The following is a 16643-nucleotide window of genomic DNA, read 5'->3' on the forward strand; positions in this document are numbered from 1 at the left end:
ACGTGCTTTAAGCACTCCAGGCATTCAGCTTGCCACTCACCGCTCTCACCATCAGTTTAATCGCAGAGCAAGACACAAGCGGGCTTGCTCGCGAAGGCGGCGGGGCAGTTGGCATAGATGCTGGATGTACTGCCGCCATCGTCGGATCGCCGCCCGGAGCAAGCTTTGCTCCCACAGAGATACCTGTGGGCGGTTGAGAACGGTCAGTCACCGCAGATCCCCTGTGGGGCGAGCCTGCTCGCGATTGCGGTCTGTTATTCAACATTTGCATCGACTGACCCACCGCCTTCGCGAGCAAGCCCGCTCCCACAGTTCGAATTTGCATGCCTGATCTGAGATGGTTAGCCATGAGATACGTAGGAACGATTACTACCGGTGACGAAACATCCGACAACTTTTTAAGGTTGTCCCTCGGAAGTGCGCTCTCTAACCTTTTTCCTGTCGCCACGATTCGGCGGCCGGGAGTGGGAACTCGAAATTAATAGGTCGTCAGCCTCACGACCATAACGGCAAGTGATGGCTCCAATTTCATCTGCACATGAACGAAGGAAAGACATAACCGAACTTCAACAGAACAAATCCAATGGCGGAATTCGACGCCATTGAAGACCTGCTCAAAGACCGCGCCACCGCCGAGCGGGTCTTGAATCTTTACCTCAACCCCAAGCCACCTGAACAAAGCACCGATCCGCGCATCGACAGTCTGTTTTCGGTGACGGCAAAGGCCGATGCCGACACGCTGCTCACCAGCACTTCTGAAACCCTGGCTTCGGTTAAAGCCATGGCCGAGGACCTGGCTTTCGAGGTAGAGGGCACGCGGCGTAGTGTGGCGTTGGGGATTCAGCAATTAGTGGAGTTGTGCCAGCTACTGGTGGATAAGGCGCTGGATCAGCTCGAAGCGCCGGCTATTCAGGGTTGAGCAGGCACCGTGGCGAGGGAGCTTGCTCCCTCCTCATTTCGTACGAGTCGAGTTGTCCGGCGCAGAGTTTTAAAGTTGTACAGAACGTTGTACTATGTGCGCACTCGGCCGTCATCGCTTTTGCTGGACGACTGAGAAGGCATCGAGGTTTAACCAAGTGCCAGATTTACCTTGATACCCTCGCTTGCGGCGTGGATTCATGGACTCCGCTTCTCAGCGGAGGAGACAAGTGCCCCGCTGTTGTTCCGCGGGAAACTCTCAAACCACCAGGACGGTCCTGGTTTCGCCTGAGCTGGCCTCAGGAGGGAATTAGACGATGCATGTAATAACTTTCAGCCAGGCTCGTGCCGGCCTGAAGCAGACGATGGACGATGTATGCCGAGATCATGAGCCGACGGTCATCACCCGTCAGCGTGGTGATCATGTAGTGATCCTCTCCTTGGAGGACTACAACTCTATGGCCGAGACGATGTATCTGTTAGGTACAGAGTCGAATGCCACGCGCTTACGCCGTTCTGTTGCGCTGCACAAAGCCGGGAAAGCCTTTGCCAAGGAGCTTCCTTTAAATGTCGGCAAAACAGAAACAGAAGAACAAAGCTAACGCCCGCGAGAACGTGGTAATTGCATTTGTGCCAGACGGTTGGGAAGACTACCAATACTGGGACGCAAACGATCCAACCAAACACGCGACGGTAAATGAGCTTATCGAGGCCTGTCTTCGCGACCCATTCAAGGGGGTTGGTCGACCTGAACCGTTGAAAGGGGATTTAACGGGCTATTGGTCACGCCGTATCGACAAAGAGCATCGCTTTGTCTACGCCTATGAGAATGACACGCTGACAATCATTTCATGTCGCTTCCACTACACGAAGTAATGACCGACAAAAAGCCCGCGGTTGCGGGCTTTTGTATTTGTGGTGCCTTGAGCGGTGGAGCTCTTGCAGAGGCCCTGCTTCCATTCATCTGACACATTGCGGTGTCAGGGGGGCTGATTGCAGCCCAGCGGGATAAATCCCCTCGCCACAAGGGTGTTTCACTGGGCTGGATGTCTCTGTCAGGCAACCATCACTGCAACACCTCAACCGACCCATCCGCCGTCATGGTCACCTTGCTGGTGCCCGGCTCGACGTCAGGCGTGACGGACTCGGCATCCATGGACCCCGCTTTCATCATCATCGGTGCGCGCATGTAGGGTTGTGGGTAACCGTTGGTGTTGAGGTTCAGGTTGACGATCTTGTAGCCCTTGCCACCCAGGGCTTCGGTGGCCAGTTGGGCGCGGGCCTTGAAGGCGGCGACGGCGTCCTTGAGCAGGGCGTCTTCGCTGCTCTGGCGGGTGGCGGTGGAGATGGTGAAGTCCATGCCGCCCATTTTCAGGTCGGTGAGCAGTTCGCCGGTGAGCTTGGACAGGGCCGCGAAGTCGGCACTTTCCAGGCGCAATTCGGCACGTTCGCGCCAGCCGGTGATTTTCTGGCCCTTGTCGTCGTAGATCGGATAGCTGTTGCGGCTGCCCTGGCGCAGGGTGATGTCCTTGACCTGCTTGGCCTGGCCGATGGCTTTGTTCAGCGTGGTGCTGATGGTGGCAGCGAGTTTGGCCGGGTCGGTGTTTTGCTCTTCGGTGTAGAGGGTGACGATCATCAGGTCGCGGGCCACTTCCTGGCTGACTTCGGCGCGCAGGGAAATCTGGTTGTAGTGCAGTTCATCGGCGGCCAGGGCCGGCAGGCTGGCGACGGTGCCGAGGCTGAGGGCGAGGAGGGTGGCGGGGCGACTGAACATGTGCATGAAAGCTCCTTGGAAAAAAGAGCAGCTTCAAGCGGCAAGCTTCAAGCTGCAAGTAAAAGAGTGTAAGTCTAGCCTCTGGCTTGCAGCTTGCAGCTTGCAGCTTGCAGCTTGCAGCTTGCAGCTTGCAGCTTGCAGCTTGCAGCTGCTGTGGCGCTTTGCCGCATAGTAGCCGCTGCCGCCCGCGCCTTGGTTATACTCCGTGCGATTCGCCTGGAGCGCTCATCAGGAGAGCTCATGCTCGCCCCTTTGCAAATGACTTCCGCCTCGCGCCAGAACCTCTGGCGGCTGACATTCATCCGTATCCTGGTCCTTGCGGCCCAGGCCGGGTCCGTGGGGCTCGCCTATTGGTTCCAGTTGTTGCCGCTGCCTTGGCTGCAACTGGCGATTACCCTGGTGTGCGCTTCGGTGCTGTGTGCGCTGACGGCCATCCGCCTGCGCGCCTCGTGGCCGGTGACAGAGCTGGAGTACGCGGTGCAACTGGCCTGCGACCTGTTTATCCACAGTGCCTTGCTGTATTTCTCCGGCGGTTCGACCAACCCGTTCGTGTCCTATTACCTGGTGCCGCTGACCATCGCCGCGGTGACGCTGCCGTGGCGTTATTCGCTGATTCTTTCCGGCATCGCCCTGGCGCTGTACACCTTGTTGCTGGCGCGGTTCTATCCCCTGGAAACCTTCCCTATTGCCCGGGAGAACCTGCAGATCTACGGCATGTGGCTGAGTTTCGCCCTGGCCGCGGCGGTTATCACGTTTTTCGCCGCGCGCATGGCTGAGGAGCTTCGTCGCCAGGAGGAGCTGCGAGCCATCCGGCGTGAAGAGGGGCTGCGGGACGAACAACTGCTGGCCGTGGCGACCCAGGCCGCCGGTGCCGCCCATGAGTTGGGTACGCCGCTGGCGACCATGAGCGTGCTGCTCAAGGAGATGCAGCAGGATCATCCCGACCCGCTGTTGCAGGACGACCTCAGCGTGTTGCAGGATCAGGTCAAGCTCTGCAAGGAAACCCTGCAATACCTGGTGCGCGCCGCCGAGGCCAACCGCCGGCTGGCGATCGACATGCAGGACGTTACCGACTGGCTCGACGAGGCCCTCAATCGCTGGCATCTGATGCGCCCGGAGGCCAGTTACCGCTTCCAGTGCCTGGGCTATGGCACGGTGCCGCGCATGGCGCCGCCACCGGACTTGACCCAGGCGCTGCTGAACCTGTTGAACAACGCCGCCGATGCCTGCCCCGAAGGCCTGGAGGTGGCGCTGGACTGGAATGCCTACGAATTGACCATCAGCATCCGCGACCATGGCGCCGGCGTACCGCTGGCCATCGCCGAGCAGATCGGCAAGCCGTTTTACACCACCAAAGGCAAAGGCCTGGGCCTGGGCCTGTTTTTGAGCAAGGCGAGCGTGACACGCGCTGGCGGCTCGGTGAAACTCTACCCCCATGAGAGCGGCGGCACGCTCACCGAGCTGCGCCTGCCCCATGCCGACCGAGGAGACGAACATGAGTGACGAGATCCAAGTCGACGGCGAAGAACTGCCGCACCTGTTGCTGGTGGACGATGACGCCACGTTTACCCGCGTCATGGCCCGGGCGATGTCCCGTCGCGGCTTTCGCGTGAGCACCGCCGGCTCCGCCGAGGAGGGTCTGACCATTGCCCAGGCCGACCTGCCGGACTATGCCGCCCTGGACCTGAAGATGGATGGCGACTCGGGCCTGGTGCTGCTGCCCAAGCTGCTGGAGCTGGACCCGGAGATGCGCGTGGTGATCCTCACCGGTTATTCGAGCATCGCCACGGCCGTCGAGGCCATCAAGCGCGGCGCCTGCAACTACCTGTGCAAGCCGGCCGACGCCGATGACGTACTGGCCGCGCTGCTGTCCGAGCACGCCGACCTCGACACCCTGGTGCCGGAGAACCCGATGTCGGTGGATCGCTTGCAGTGGGAGCACATCCAGCGGGTGCTGACCGAGCACGAAGGCAACATTTCCGCCACTGCCCGCGCCTTGGGCATGCACCGGCGCACCTTGCAGCGCAAATTGCAGAAGCGCCCCGTGCGTCGCTGAACCTGTGCTGAACGGATGTTGTCCACCCCCTCGCGACACATCGGGCCGTTGCTCTATGATCGGCCCGACTCTTTCTCTTTATTGAGCTTTAACGATGAATCAGAACGCTGAATATTCCGCGGTCAACGATGCAGTGCGCGGGCAGTTTTTCCGCCGTGTCTGGCACATGACCACGCCGTACTGGCGCAGTGAGGAGAAGGGCAAGGCCTGGACGCTGTTGATCGCCGTTATCGCGCTGTCGCTGTTCAGTGTGGCAATTTCGGTGTGGATCAACAGCTGGTACAAGGACTTCTACAACGCGCTGCAAGAGAAGAACAGCGCGGCGTTCTGGCAGCTGATCCTGTATTTCTGCGGCATCGCCGCGGTGGCGATCCTGGGTGCGGTGTACCGCTTGTACCTTACGCAGATGCTCACTATCCGCTGGCGGGCCTGGTTGACCGAGCAGCATTTTGCCCGTTGGCTCGATAACAAGAATTACTACCAGCTGGAGCAGGGTGGCTATACCGACAACCCGGACCAGCGCATTTCCGAAGACCTCAACAGCTTCACCAGCAATACCTTGGGCCTGGGGCTGGGCTTGCTGCGCAACGTGGTCAGCCTGGTGTCATTCTCGGTCATCCTGTGGGGTGTGTCAGGCAGCATCGAGGTGTTCGGCTACACCATTCCCGGCTACATGTTCTGGTGCGCGCTGGTGTACGCGGCGGTCGGCAGTTGGCTGACGCACCTGATCGGCCGTCGCCTGATCGGCCTGAACAACAACCAGCAACGCTTCGAAGCGGACCTGCGTTTTTCCATGGTGCGGGTGCGCGAGAATGCCGAAAGCATTGCGCTGTACAACGGCGAGCCCAACGAAAACCGTCGTCTGAGCGGGCGTTTCGGCCTGGTCTGGCATAACTTCTGGGACATCATGCGGGTGTCCAAGCGCCTGACGTTCTTCACCTCCGGCTATGGCCAGATCGCGATCATCTTCCCGTTCATGGTGGCGGCGCCGCGTTATTTCGCCGGCAAGATCCAGCTGGGTGAACTCATGCAGATCAACTCGGCGTTCGGCAATGTGCAGGAGAGTTTCAGCTGGTTCATCAGCGCCTATACCGACCTTGCCGCGTGGCGCGCCACTTGCGATCGTCTGCTGAGTTTCCGCCAGGCCATGAGCGACAACGAAGCGCGCGTGCCGGCCATCGATGTGCAAAGCCAGGGTAACCAACTGGAGGTGCACCACCTGGGGTTGGACCTGAATGACGGGCGTCATCTGCTCGACGACGCCGACATGACCGTTGGCGCTGGGGAGCGGGTGATGCTCAGCGGCCGTTCCGGCAGTGGTAAATCCACGCTGTTCCGGGCGATGGGGCACCTATGGCCCACCGGGCATGGTCGCATTGTATTGCCGGCGGCGCGTTATCTGTTCCTGCCGCAGAAACCCTATCTGCCGATTGGCAGCCTGCGCGAAGTGCTGAGTTATCCACAGCCCGGCGACGTCTATCCCAACGAACGTTATGCACAGGTGCTGGAAACCTGCCGCCTGCCGCACCTGATCGCGCGGCTGGATGAAAGCAACCACTGGCAGCGCATGCTCTCGCCCGGCGAGCAGCAACGCCTGGCCTTCGCCCGCGCATTGCTTTACGCGCCGCTGTGGCTGTACATGGACGAAGCGACGTCGGCGATGGATGAGGAAGACGAGGCGACGCTGTACCAGGCGCTTATCGATCAGTTACCGGGATTGAGCATCGTCAGCGTCGGCCACCGAAGCAGTTTGAAACGTTTCCATCCACGACATGTGCGTATCGAAAATGGCCATCTCGTGGAGCATGCGTTAACCGCCTGAACATGCAAAACCTGTGGAGCGGGCTTGCTCGCGAACGCACTGTGTCAGTTGACCTTATGCTGTCTGGCACGCCGCTTTCGCGAGCAAGCCCGCTCCCACAGAAGCCTTGCTCCACCGATCCACTGTGGGAGCGAGCCTGCTCGCGATGAGGGCAACCCGGTTCATCGTCGGGCTCAAATAGAAAGGGTCGCTGCACGCTACGGTGATCATACAACCACGTTACGCTATGATAATGCGCATTCAATCGCTTGCCGAGAAAGAGCCCCATGGAAAACCCGATCGACGTACCACGCTTTCCCCGTAAGCGCCGCAGCCTGGCGCAGGAGTTGGTGACGGTGCTGACCGAGCAGATCCGTGACGGCCTGCTCAAGCGTGGCGACAAGTTGCCCACCGAGTCGGCGATCATGGAGGCCCATGGCGTCAGCCGCACCGTGGTCCGCGAAGCGATTTCCCGCTTGCAGGCGGCCGGCCAGGTGGAAACCCGCCACGGCATCGGCACCTTCGTGCTGGACACGCCCAGCCCGAGCGGTTTTCGCATCGACCCGGCCACGGTAGTCACCTTGCGGGACGTGCTGGCGATCCTGGAGTTGCGCATCAGCCTGGAAGTGGAATCCGCCGGGCTCGCGGCGCAGCGCCGCAGCGACGAGCAACTGGCGACGATGCGTGCCGCCCTTGACGCCTTGAAGGAAAGCGCCGCCCACGCCAGCGACGCGGTGGCCTCGGATTTCGCCTTCCACCTGGAAATCGCCCTATCCACCGGCAACCGCTACTTCACCGACATCATGACCCACCTGGGCACCAGCATCATCCCGCGTACCCGGCTGAACTCGGCGCGTCTGGCCCATGACGACCAGCAGCACTACATGGACCGCCTGAGCCGCGAGCACGAGGAAATCTACGAGGCCATCGCCCGCCAGGACTCCGACGCGGCCCGTGCGGCCATGCGTTTGCACCTGACCAACAGCCGCGAAAGGCTGCGCCAGGCTCATGAAGAGGCCCAGGCGCAGGGTTGATCAAAGGTTGGGCGAGAGGCGCCTCGGTGGCGAGGGAGTGGTGTCCGGTTTTCTATCTGCGTGCCTGCCCTGCCTGAGAAATCGCAGGCGCCAGCCCTACGCGCTGATCCGCAACATTTGCGGCTCGGATGTATCGGGATCCCAGCTCTCGTAGCTAACCTCATAACGAAGCTCAACCAATTGGCCGACGTAAGCTGCCAAGTCGGCACGGGTCAGCGTCATCGTCACATCCTTGCGTGGCGTACCTTCCTCGCCGTCGGTCAGAGGTGTAAACGTGCCTACCGGAGTTGGAGGCGTCGAGCCGACGCCCAGAGTCAGTTGGGCGTTCGAGTTCGGGTTGAAAGCTGCATCCGGAATTTTCACGGTTAACGTCTTTGTCTTTGCCAAGCTGATAGTGACTTCCCCGGTGGCTGGAAAATCCTTGAGCATCGGTTTCGCATACGTCTTCGCCATGGTGTCACTCCTCGTGAGGCGGCCTTGATCGTTGCGTCCGGGCGACTCACTTTAAAGATTTCAGAAAAGGACCATAGCCGGGCGTCGCACGGCCACACTGCCGTTATGCCTCCTTCCCGCAATCTCGCCTACTGACAGAGTTGACAGTCTCGATGAGCGGTCCAGGGGACTTGCTCGCAAGTTTCATTGGCTTTCCAATTTCGCCGGATGGCCCGATTTACAAGGCTTCGCGACCAACCTCCATGGCCTCAAACCTGACAAAAGACGAAATGCAGTTGACGTGTGTATTTTAAGTTGTACGATGACCTACAACTTCTGGCCGAAGCTTAACCATTTCACATACCATTTTGCGTCCCAGGGTGTTCGAATAATGAATCCACAAGAACTGAAGTCCATCCTCTCGTCTGGCCTGCTGTCGTTCCCGGTCACCGATTTTACTGCCCAAGGCGATTTCAATCGCGACAGCTACATCAAGCGCCTCGAGTGGCTGGCCCCGTACGGCGCCTCTGCACTGTTCGCAGCGGGCGGCACCGGTGAATTCTTCTCCCTGGCCGCCAGCGAGTACTCGCAAGTCATCAAGACGGCTGTCGACACCTGCGCTACCAGCGTGCCAATCCTCGCCGGTGTCGGCGGTGCCACCCGCCAGGCCATCGAGTACGCCCAAGAGGCCGAACGCCTGGGTGCCAAGGGCCTGCTGTTGCTGCCGCACTATCTGACCGAAGCCAGCCAGGACGGCGTTGCCGCCCACGTCGAAGCTGTGTGCAAATCGGTAAAAATCGGCGTGGTGGTGTACAACCGCAACGTCTGCCGCCTGAACGCGGTTCAGCTGGAGCAACTGGCCGAGCGTTGCCCGAACCTGATCGGTTACAAGGACGGCCTGGGCGACATCGAACTGATGGTGTCGATCCGTCGCCGCCTCGGCGATCGTTTCAGCTACCTGGGCGGCCTGCCGACCGCTGAAGTCTATGCCGCGGCCTACAAGGCCCTGGGCGTGCCGGTCTACTCCTCGGCGGTGTTCAACTTCATCCCGAAAACCGCGATGGACTTCTACCACGCCATTGCCCGTGACGATCACGAGACCGTCGGCAAGATCATCGACGATTTCTTCCTGCCTTACCTGGACATCCGCAACCGCAAGGCCGGTTATGCCGTGAGCATCGTCAAGGCAGGCGCGAAGATCGCCGGCTACGACGCAGGTCCTGTGCGCACCCCGCTGACCGACCTGCTGCCAGAAGAATACGAGGCACTGGCCGCGCTGATGGACAAGCAAGGCAAGCAGTAACCGACCCGACAAAGCCGCTGAGCAATCAGCGGCTTTTTGCGTAAGGCTTGATCGTTCCCATGCTCTGCGTGGGAATGCAGCCAGGGACGCTCGGCGTTCCTAGACAGCTTTTGTAGAAGGAGTAGCTCCGTGACTGATGCAAAGCGTTTCGATAACTACATCAACGGTCAGTGGGTAGCCGGTGCCGACTATTGCACCAACATCAACCCGTCCGATTTGTCCGATGTCATCGGTGAATACGCCAAGGCTGACGCAGCGCAAGTCAACGCCGCCATCGAAGCGGCCCGCGCCGCATTCCCGGCCTGGTCGACCTCGGGCATCCAGGCCCGTCACGATGCGCTGGATAAAGTCGGCAGCGAGATTCTCGCCCGTCGCGAAGAACTCGGCCAATTGCTGGCCCGGGAGGAGGGCAAGACCCTGCCCGAGGCCATTGGCGAAGTGACCCGCGCCGGCAATATTTTCAAGTTCTTCGCCGGTGAATGCCTGCGCCTGTCCGGCGACTATGTGCCGTCGGTGCGTCCGGGCGTCAACGTTGAAGTGACCCGTGAAGCCCTGGGTGTGGTCGGTTTAATCACGCCGTGGAACTTCCCCATCGCCATCCCTGCATGGAAAATCGCCCCGGCCCTGGCCTACGGCAACTGTGTGGTGATCAAGCCGGCCGAGTTGGTGCCGGGTTGCGCCTGGGCCCTGGCGGAAATCATTTCCCGCGCCGGTTTCCCGGCCGGTGCGTTCAACCTGGTGATGGGCAGCGGCCGCGTGGTCGGTGACATCCTGGTCAACAGCCCGAAAGTCGACGGCATCAGCTTCACCGGTTCCGTAGGCGTGGGTCGGCAGATCGCAGCCAGCTGCGTGTCGCGCCAGGCCAAGGTGCAGTTGGAAATGGGCGGCAAGAACCCGCAGATCATCCTCGACGACGCCGACCTCAAGCAGGCTGTCGAACTGGCGGTGCAGAGCGCGTTCTATTCCACCGGCCAACGCTGCACGGCCTCGAGTCGCCTGATCGTCACCGCCGGTATCCACGACAAATTTGTCGAAGCCATGGCCGAGCGCATGCAGTCGATCAAGGTCGGTCATGCCCTGAAGGCGGGTACGGACATCGGCCCGGTGGTCTCCGAGGCCCAGCTCAACCAGGACCTGAAGTACATCGACATCGGCCAGAGCGAAGGTGCGCGGCTGGTCAGCGGCGGCGGCCTGGTGACCTGCGACACCGAAGGCTATTTCCTGGCGCCGACCCTGTTCGCCGACAGCGAAGCGGCCATGCGCATCAGCCGTGAAGAGATCTTCGGCCCGGTGGCCAACGTCGTGCGCGTGGCCGACTACGAGGCAGCGCTGGCAATGGCCAACGACACCGAGTTTGGTCTGTCCGCCGGTATCGCCACTACGTCATTGAAGTACGCCAACCACTTCAAGCGCCATTCCCAGGCGGGCATGGTGATGGTCAACCTGCCAACCGCCGGCGTGGATTACCACGTGCCGTTCGGCGGGCGCAAAGGTTCGTCCTATGGTTCGCGTGAGCAAGGTCGCTACGCGCAGGAGTTCTACACCGTGGTGAAGACCGCCTACATCGGCTCGTGACCGCAACACCGACCGGGCTGGTTATCCAGCCCGGTCGTACAATCTGCTGACCCGCATAAAAATAAATAGTGGGAGTACTGTTACATGCAAGCGACCAAGCCGACTCACGTCCGCTATTTGATCCTGCTCATGCTGTTCCTGGTGACGACGATCAACTACGCTGACCGCGCCACCATCGCCATCGCAGGCTCCAGCCTGCAAAAAGACCTCGGCATCGATGCCGTCACCCTCGGTTATATCTTCTCCGCTTTCGGCTGGGCCTATGTGGCCGGGCAGATCCCTGGCGGCTGGCTGCTCGACCGTTTCGGGTCGAAAAAAATCTATGCCTTGAGCATTTTCACCTGGTCGCTGTTCACCGTGCTGCAAGGCTATGTCGGTGAGTTCGGCCTCTCCACCGCCGTGGTTGCGCTGTTCATGCTGCGCTTTCTGGTCGGGCTGGCCGAAGCGCCGTCCTTCCCGGGCAACGCACGGATCGTCGCCGCCTGGTTTCCCACCGCAGAACGCGGCACCGCCTCGGCGATTTTCAACTCGGCGCAATACTTCGCCACCGTGTTGTTCGCACCGTTGATGGGCTGGATCGTCTACCGCTTCGGCTGGCAGCACGTGTTTATCGTGATGGGCGTGATCGGCATCGTCTTTTCGCTGATCTGGCTCAAAGTGATCCACAGCCCGCGCCAGCATCCGATGATCAACGAAGCCGAGTTCAACCACATCGCCGCCAACGGCGCGATGGTTGATATGGATCAGGACAAAGGCAAGGAAAAGAAAGCCGACGGTCCGAAGTGGGATTACATCCGCCAACTGCTGACCAACCGCATGATGCTCGGCGTGTACCTGGGCCAGTACTGCATCAACGGTATCACCTACTTCTTCCTGACCTGGTTCCCGGTGTATCTGGTGCAGGAACGCGGCATGACCATCCTCAAGGCCGGCTTCATCGCGTCCTTGCCGGCCATCTGCGGTTTCATCGGCGGCGTGCTGGGCGGGGTGATTTCCGACTACCTGCTGCGCAAGGGCCACTCGCTGACCTTCGCCCGCAAGGCACCGATCATCGGCGGCCTGCTGGTGTCCAGCAGCATCGTGGCGTGCAACTACGTGGACATCGAGTGGATGGTGGTGGGCTTCATGGCCCTGGCGTTCTTCGGTAAAGGCGTGGGCGCACTGGGCTGGGCCGTGGTGTCCGACACCTCGCCAAAACAGATCGCCGGTCTGAGCGGTGGCCTGTTCAACACCTTCGGCAACCTGGCGTCGATCACCACGCCAATTGTCATCGGCTACATCATCAGCGCCACTGGTTCGTTCAAGTGGGCACTGGTATTCGTCGGTTGCAACGCGCTGGTGGCGGTGTTCAGCTACCTGGTCATCGTCGGGCCGATCAAGCGTGTGGTGCTCAAGGAACCAACGGCCAAGGATGCCGGCATCTCCAGCCTGTCCGAAGCTAAATCCTGAAGGAGCGGCAGCAATGCAATTGATTGAACATGCCGACTCGCCCCGTTACATCCGCCTGCACGAGCGGGACAACGTGGTGATCGTCGTCAACGACCAGGGCGTACCAGCCGGGACCGAGTTCCCGGATGGCCTGGTCACCGTGGACTTCGTGCCCCAGAGCCACAAGGTCACGCTGCAGGATATTCCCGAGGGCGGCGAGGTGATTCGCTATGGCCAGGTCATCGGCTATGCGCTGCAACCAATCCCCCGTGGCAGCTGGGTCAAGGAAGATCAGTTGCGCATGCCCACCGCACCACCGTTGGACAGCTTGCCGCTGTCCACCGACGTGCCGGCGGCGGATGCGCCGCTGGAGGGCTACACCTTCGAAGGCTACCGCAACGCCGACGGTACCGTCGGCACGCGCAATATCCTGGGCATCACCACCACGGTGCAGTGCGTGACCGGGGTGCTGGACCATGCGGTCAAGCGCATCAAGGATGAGCTGCTGCCCAAGTACCCGAACGTTGATGACGTGGTGGCGCTGACCCACAGCTATGGCTGTGGCGTGGCGATCACCGCTACCGACGCTTACATCCCGATTCGTACCGTGCGCAACCTGGCACGCAACCCGAACCTGGGTGGCGAAGCGCTGGTGATCAGCCTGGGCTGCGAGAAATTGCAGGCCGGGCAGGTGATGCATGAGAACGACAGCTCGGTGGACCTCAGCGAGCCATGGTTGTATCGCCTGCAGGACTCCAGCCACGGCTTCACCGAGATGATCGAACAGATCATGGAATTGGCTGAAACCCGTCTGAAGAAACTCGACCAGCGCCGTCGTGAAACCGTGCCGGCTTCGGAGCTGATCCTGGGCATGCAGTGCGGCGGCAGCGATGCGTTTTCCGGCATCACCGCCAACCCGGCGCTGGGCTATGCCTCGGACCTGTTGCTGCGCGCCGGGGCGACGGTGATGTTTTCCGAAGTCACCGAAGTGCGCGACGCCATCTACCTGCTGACCTCCCGGGCGCAAACCCGGGAAGTCGCCCAGGAACTGGTGCGCGAGATGGACTGGTATGACCGTTACCTGGCCAAGGGCGAGGCCGATCGTAGTGCCAACACCACGCCGGGCAACAAGAAGGGCGGGCTGTCGAACATCGTCGAAAAATCCCTTGGGTCGATCGTCAAGTCCGGCAGCAGCGCGATCAACGGCGTGCTCGGCCCGGGCGAGCGCTTCAAGCACAAAGGCCTGATCTTCTGCGCCACCCCGGCCAGTGATTTTGTCTGCGGCACCTTGCAGCTGGCGGCGGGGATGAACCTGCATGTGTTCACCACCGGCCGTGGCACGCCGTATGGTCTGGCGATGGCGCCGGTGGTGAAGGTCTCGACCCGTACCGAACTGGCCCAGCGCTGGCCGGACCTGATCGACATCGATGCCGGCCGGATTGCCACGGGCCGCGCTTCGATCGAAGAACTGGGCTGGGAGCTGTTCCACTATTATCTGGACGTGGCCAGCGGCAAGAAGAAGACCTGGGCCGAACAGCACAAACTGTTCAACGACATCACCCTGTTCAACCCGGCGCCGATTACCTGAGCCGGCGGCGAGCGCAGATGTTGCGCTCGCCCATAATCCAATGTGGGAGCGGGCTTGCTCGCGAAAGCGGTGTGTCATTCAACATATGCATCGGATGACATACCGCATTCGTGAGCAAGCCCGCTCCCACAGGAATCTCCAGACGCCAATGCCGTGAGTGGCTTATCATTAGCCACCTAACGACACCCCTCTCAAGGTCCCCGGCATGCTGGCAATTTTCCTCGAAACCCTGAACATCACCGCGCCGGTGTTTGCCATGCTGTTTCTGGGGGTGCTGCTCAAGCGCATCGACTGGATCAACGACAATTTCATTCATATCGCCTCGTCCCTGGTGTTCAACGTCACCATGCCGGCGCTGTTGTTCCTCGGCATTCTCCATGCCGACCTGCATGCGGCATTGCAGCCGGACCTGCTGATCTATTTTTCCATCGCCACCCTGGTGAGTTTCGCCATGGCCTGGGGTTGGGCGATCTGGCGCTGTCCGCGGGAAGATCGCGGCATCTACACCCAAGGTGCGTTTCGTGGCAACAACGGGGTCATCGGCCTGGCGCTGGCGGCCAGCATGTATGGCGACTACGGGATTTCCCTGGGGGCGATTCTCGCGGCGCTGGTGATTCTGTTCTACAACACCTTGTCGACCATCGTGCTGGCGGTCTACAGCCCGGTGATCAAGTCTGACCCGTGGAGCATCTGCAAAAGCGTGTTCAGCAACCCGCTGATCATCAGCGTGATCGTCGCCGCGCCGTTCGCCTATTGGCAGATTGGTTTGCCGAACTGGTTCGAGACGTCAGGCAAATATCTGGCGCAGATGACCTTGCCCCTGGCGCTGATCTGCATCGGCGGTACGCTGTCGTTGGCGGCATTGCGTAAGAGCGGCAAGATGGCCATGAGTTCGAGCCTGGTGAAAATGGTCGGCCTGCCGGCGCTGACCACCCTGGGTGCCTGGCTCTGGGGCTTTCGCGGGGCGGAACTGGGCATCCTGTTCCTATACTTCGGCAGCCCCACCGCCGCCGCCAGCTTCGTCATGGCCCGCGCCGCCGATGGCAACCATGAACTGGCGGCGGCGATCATCGTCATCACCACGCTGATGGCGGCGATCACCACCAACCTGGGGATCTTTGTGTTGCAGTGGGGTGGGTGGATCTAGGCGGGGAGCTGCTCTTTAGGGCCTCTTCGCGGGCAAGCCCGCTCCCACAGGATTTACGCTGAACCTGTGGGAGCGGGCTTGCTCGCGAAGAGGACGGCCCATCCACCATCAATCTCACGTTTTACGCTGGCTTCTGATACGCCTCGATCACTTCCTGCGCCGCCCGAAACGCATCGATTGCCGCCGGCACCCCGGCGTACACCGCGCAATGCAGCAATGCTTCGCGAATCTCCTCCACCGTGCAGCCATTATTCAGTGCGCCACGCACATGGCCTTTGAGCTCCTGCGGGCATTTGAGCGCGGTGAGGGCGGCCAGTGTGATCAGGCTGCGGGTTTTCAGCGGCAGGCCTTCGCGGCTCCAGACGCTGCCCCAGGCATGTTCGTTGACGAAGTCCTGCAACGGTTGGGTGAACTCGGTGGCGTTGCCCAGGGCGCGGTCGACGAACGCGTCGCCCATCACCTGGCGACGCATGTCCACGCCGGTCTTTGGAGTATCGGTCATGGCAAATCCCTCTTGTGGTGTTGGCGGCGCCAGGCGCGCACGGAGGTGAATAGCAAGAATGCCAGCAAGCCCGGCAGGACGTAGAACAGCATCAGCCGTTCCAGCTGGCCAGCCAGGGGCATGCCGGTGGTGAACGACATCACGTGGAGCCCATAGGCCAGGTACAAGCCCAGGAGCAACAAGCCTTCGGCGCGGGTAACCCGATAGCCGGAATAGAACACCGGCAGGCACAGCACCGCCACGCCGAGCATCACCGGCAGGTCGAAGTCCAGCGCGTTCGGCGAAACCGAAAGCGGCGTCGGCGCGACGAGGGCGGTCACCCCGAGGACCCCCAGCAGGTTGAACAGGTTGCTGCCGATCACGTTGCCCACCGCGATGTCGCGCTGGCCGCGCAAAGCGGCGATCAGCGAGGTGGCGAGTTCCGGCAGCGAGGTGCTGACCGCGACGACGGTCAGGCCGATGATGCGTTCGGAAAGCCCCAGGTCGGTGGCCACTTCCGCTGCCGCGCCCAGCAGCAGATGCCCGGCGAAAATCAGCATCGCCAGGCCCGCGACAATCATCGACAGGCTCTTGAGCCAAGACCCCGGTGTCACATCGACCGCTATGGCATGGGGACGCCCGGAGTGCCGTGACTGGCGCAGCAACAAGCCCAGGTACATCGCCAGGGCGATCAGCAACAGCATGCCATCCAGCCGCGTCAGTTCTTCGTTCCAGGCCAGCACGAACACCAACAGGCTGGCACCGATCATCAATGGGATGTCCAGGCGCACCAGTTGGCGCGAGACCCGCAGCGGAATGATCAGCGCCGACAGGCCGAGGGTCACGAGGATGTTGAAGATGCCGCTGCCGATCACGCTGCCCACGGCGATGTCGGCGTTCTGCGCCAGGGTCGCTTGCAGGCTGACGGCCATCTGCGGCGCGCTGCTGCCGAAGGCGACGACGCTCAGGCCGATGATCAGGGGGCGTACTTGCAAACGTGCCGCCAGGCCGACAGCGGCCCGCACCAGCAACTCGGCACCGGCAATCAGCAACAGCAGGCCACCGAACAGTTCGATCAGGCTGAACAGCGGTAAATCGGCAAGTAG

Annotated in this window: 17 protein-coding genes; 13 read left to right on the forward strand and 4 right to left on the reverse strand. The window is 61.2% G+C overall.

Features of this window, described 5'->3' with window-relative positions:
* Positions 1 to 583: 583 nt before the first annotated feature.
* The 3 genes from FBX99_RS07930 to FBX99_RS07940 all read left to right on the forward strand — a co-directional run bounded on the left by FBX99_RS07930 (position 584) and on the right by FBX99_RS07940 (position 1794).
* Entirely contained in the window at positions 584 to 919 is a 336-nt protein-coding gene (locus tag FBX99_RS07930; protein ID WP_145131175.1) for a DUF6124 family protein, read from the forward strand.
* Positions 920 to 1235: 316 nt separating this feature from the next.
* Positions 1236 to 1520 carry a type II toxin-antitoxin system Phd/YefM family antitoxin gene (locus tag FBX99_RS07935; RefSeq protein ID WP_144922719.1) on the forward strand — a complete coding sequence of 95 codons (285 nt, stop codon included), beginning with the start codon at positions 1236 to 1238 and terminating at the stop codon, positions 1518 to 1520.
* Positions 1486 to 1794 carry a Txe/YoeB family addiction module toxin gene (locus FBX99_RS07940; RefSeq protein ID WP_144922722.1) on the forward strand — a complete coding sequence of 103 codons (309 nt, stop codon included), beginning with the start codon at positions 1486 to 1488 and terminating at the stop codon, positions 1792 to 1794. Before FBX99_RS07935 ends, FBX99_RS07940 begins: the two co-directional genes overlap by 35 nt.
* A 190-nt stretch (positions 1795 to 1984) precedes the next feature.
* On the opposite strand, the gene FBX99_RS07945 is transcribed toward FBX99_RS07940, so the two are convergent.
* Positions 1985 to 2698, reverse strand: a complete 714-nt coding sequence (locus FBX99_RS07945; protein WP_144922725.1) for an SIMPL domain-containing protein — start codon at positions 2696 to 2698, stop codon at positions 1985 to 1987.
* Between FBX99_RS07945 and FBX99_RS28860 the strand changes: the two genes are divergently transcribed.
* The 5 genes from FBX99_RS28860 (at position 2697) to FBX99_RS07965 (ending at position 7583) form a co-directional block, all read left to right on the forward strand.
* Entirely contained in the window at positions 2697 to 2864 is a 168-nt protein-coding gene (locus FBX99_RS28860) for a hypothetical protein (protein WP_178111876.1), read from the forward strand. The genes FBX99_RS07945 and FBX99_RS28860 overlap by 2 nt on opposite strands.
* A 68-nt stretch (positions 2865 to 2932) precedes the next feature.
* A complete protein-coding gene (locus FBX99_RS07950; protein ID WP_144922730.1) occupies positions 2933 to 4195 on the forward strand; it encodes an ATP-binding protein in 1263 nt (420 codons plus the stop codon).
* Positions 4188 to 4748, forward strand: coding sequence for a response regulator transcription factor (locus FBX99_RS07955; RefSeq protein ID WP_003177957.1), 561 nt, complete (start codon positions 4188 to 4190; stop codon positions 4746 to 4748). Before FBX99_RS07950 ends, FBX99_RS07955 begins: the two co-directional genes overlap by 8 nt.
* Positions 4749 to 4842: 94 nt before the next feature.
* Positions 4843 to 6570, forward strand: coding sequence for an ABC transporter ATP-binding protein/permease (locus FBX99_RS07960; RefSeq protein WP_144922734.1), 1728 nt, complete (start codon positions 4843 to 4845; stop codon positions 6568 to 6570).
* A 266-nt stretch (positions 6571 to 6836) separates the two neighbouring features.
* Positions 6837 to 7583: a FadR/GntR family transcriptional regulator gene (locus FBX99_RS07965; RefSeq protein ID WP_144922737.1), complete on the forward strand. Its 747-nt coding sequence runs from the start codon at positions 6837 to 6839 to the stop codon at positions 7581 to 7583.
* A gap of 96 nt (positions 7584 to 7679) precedes the next feature.
* Here FBX99_RS07965 and FBX99_RS07970 read toward each other — a convergent pair whose 3' ends face one another.
* Positions 7680 to 8036, reverse strand: a complete 357-nt coding sequence (locus FBX99_RS07970) for a hypothetical protein (protein WP_144922740.1) — start codon at positions 8034 to 8036, stop codon at positions 7680 to 7682.
* 370 nt (positions 8037 to 8406) lie between these two features.
* Between FBX99_RS07970 and kdgD the strand changes: the two genes are divergently transcribed.
* The 5 genes from kdgD (at position 8407) to FBX99_RS07995 (ending at position 15056) form a co-directional block, all read left to right on the forward strand.
* A complete protein-coding gene (gene kdgD / locus FBX99_RS07975; RefSeq protein ID WP_144922743.1) occupies positions 8407 to 9318 on the forward strand; it encodes a 5-dehydro-4-deoxyglucarate dehydratase in 912 nt (303 codons plus the stop codon).
* A 129-nt stretch (positions 9319 to 9447) separates the two neighbouring features.
* Positions 9448 to 10893 (forward strand): aldehyde dehydrogenase family protein, encoded by a 1446-nt coding sequence (locus FBX99_RS07980; protein WP_145131177.1) that lies wholly within the window; start codon positions 9448 to 9450, stop codon positions 10891 to 10893.
* 84 nt (positions 10894 to 10977) lie between these two features.
* A complete protein-coding gene (locus tag FBX99_RS07985; RefSeq protein WP_145131179.1) occupies positions 10978 to 12342 on the forward strand; it encodes an MFS transporter in 1365 nt (454 codons plus the stop codon).
* Between the two features lie 13 nt (positions 12343 to 12355).
* Entirely contained in the window at positions 12356 to 13909 is a 1554-nt protein-coding gene (gene garD / locus FBX99_RS07990; RefSeq protein WP_144922752.1) for a galactarate dehydratase, read from the forward strand.
* A gap of 205 nt (positions 13910 to 14114) precedes the next feature.
* Complete coding sequence (locus FBX99_RS07995) at positions 14115 to 15056, forward strand: AEC family transporter (RefSeq protein ID WP_144922755.1); 942 nt, start codon at positions 14115 to 14117, stop codon at positions 15054 to 15056.
* Positions 15057 to 15177: 121 nt separating this feature from the next.
* Here FBX99_RS07995 and FBX99_RS08000 read toward each other — a convergent pair whose 3' ends face one another.
* Both FBX99_RS08000 and FBX99_RS08005 read right to left on the reverse strand, forming a co-directional pair.
* Positions 15178 to 15558 (reverse strand): carboxymuconolactone decarboxylase family protein, encoded by a 381-nt coding sequence (locus tag FBX99_RS08000; protein WP_144922758.1) that lies wholly within the window; start codon positions 15556 to 15558, stop codon positions 15178 to 15180.
* Positions 15555 to 16616: a calcium/sodium antiporter gene (locus FBX99_RS08005; RefSeq protein WP_145131181.1), complete on the reverse strand. Its 1062-nt coding sequence runs from the start codon at positions 16614 to 16616 to the stop codon at positions 15555 to 15557. Before FBX99_RS08005 ends, FBX99_RS08000 begins: the two co-directional genes overlap by 4 nt.
* Positions 16617 to 16643 lie beyond the last annotated feature (27 nt).

This window comes from Pseudomonas sp. SJZ074 (assembly GCF_007828215.1).
Lineage (GTDB): Bacteria > Pseudomonadota > Gammaproteobacteria > Pseudomonadales > Pseudomonadaceae > Aquipseudomonas.

Bases quoted from the DNA above. Each gene is read 5' to 3' on its own strand.
- kdgD (WP_144922743.1), top strand. From the start codon at position 8,407: ATGAATCCACAAGAACTGAAGTCCATCCTCTCGTCTGGCCTGCTGTCG.
- FBX99_RS08000 (WP_144922758.1), bottom strand. From the start codon at position 15,558: ATGACCGATACTCCAAAGACCGGCGTGGACATGCGTCGCCAGGTGATG.
- garD (WP_144922752.1), top strand. From the start codon at position 12,356: ATGCAATTGATTGAACATGCCGACTCGCCCCGTTACATCCGCCTGCAC.
- FBX99_RS07995 (WP_144922755.1), top strand. From the start codon at position 14,115: ATGCTGGCAATTTTCCTCGAAACCCTGAACATCACCGCGCCGGTGTTT.
- FBX99_RS07985 (WP_145131179.1), top strand. From the start codon at position 10,978: ATGCAAGCGACCAAGCCGACTCACGTCCGCTATTTGATCCTGCTCATG.
- FBX99_RS07935 (WP_144922719.1), top strand. From the start codon at position 1,236: ATGCATGTAATAACTTTCAGCCAGGCTCGTGCCGGCCTGAAGCAGACG.
- FBX99_RS07965 (WP_144922737.1), top strand. From the start codon at position 6,837: ATGGAAAACCCGATCGACGTACCACGCTTTCCCCGTAAGCGCCGCAGC.
- FBX99_RS07945 (WP_144922725.1), bottom strand. From the start codon at position 2,698: ATGCACATGTTCAGTCGCCCCGCCACCCTCCTCGCCCTCAGCCTCGGC.
- FBX99_RS07940 (WP_144922722.1), top strand. From the start codon at position 1,486: ATGTCGGCAAAACAGAAACAGAAGAACAAAGCTAACGCCCGCGAGAAC.
- FBX99_RS07930 (WP_145131175.1), top strand. From the start codon at position 584: ATGGCGGAATTCGACGCCATTGAAGACCTGCTCAAAGACCGCGCCACC.
- FBX99_RS07950 (WP_144922730.1), top strand. From the start codon at position 2,933: ATGCTCGCCCCTTTGCAAATGACTTCCGCCTCGCGCCAGAACCTCTGG.
- FBX99_RS28860 (WP_178111876.1), top strand. From the start codon at position 2,697: ATGAAAGCTCCTTGGAAAAAAGAGCAGCTTCAAGCGGCAAGCTTCAAG.
- FBX99_RS07960 (WP_144922734.1), top strand. From the start codon at position 4,843: ATGAATCAGAACGCTGAATATTCCGCGGTCAACGATGCAGTGCGCGGG.
- FBX99_RS07970 (WP_144922740.1), bottom strand. From the start codon at position 8,036: ATGGCGAAGACGTATGCGAAACCGATGCTCAAGGATTTTCCAGCCACC.
- FBX99_RS07955 (WP_003177957.1), top strand. From the start codon at position 4,188: ATGAGTGACGAGATCCAAGTCGACGGCGAAGAACTGCCGCACCTGTTG.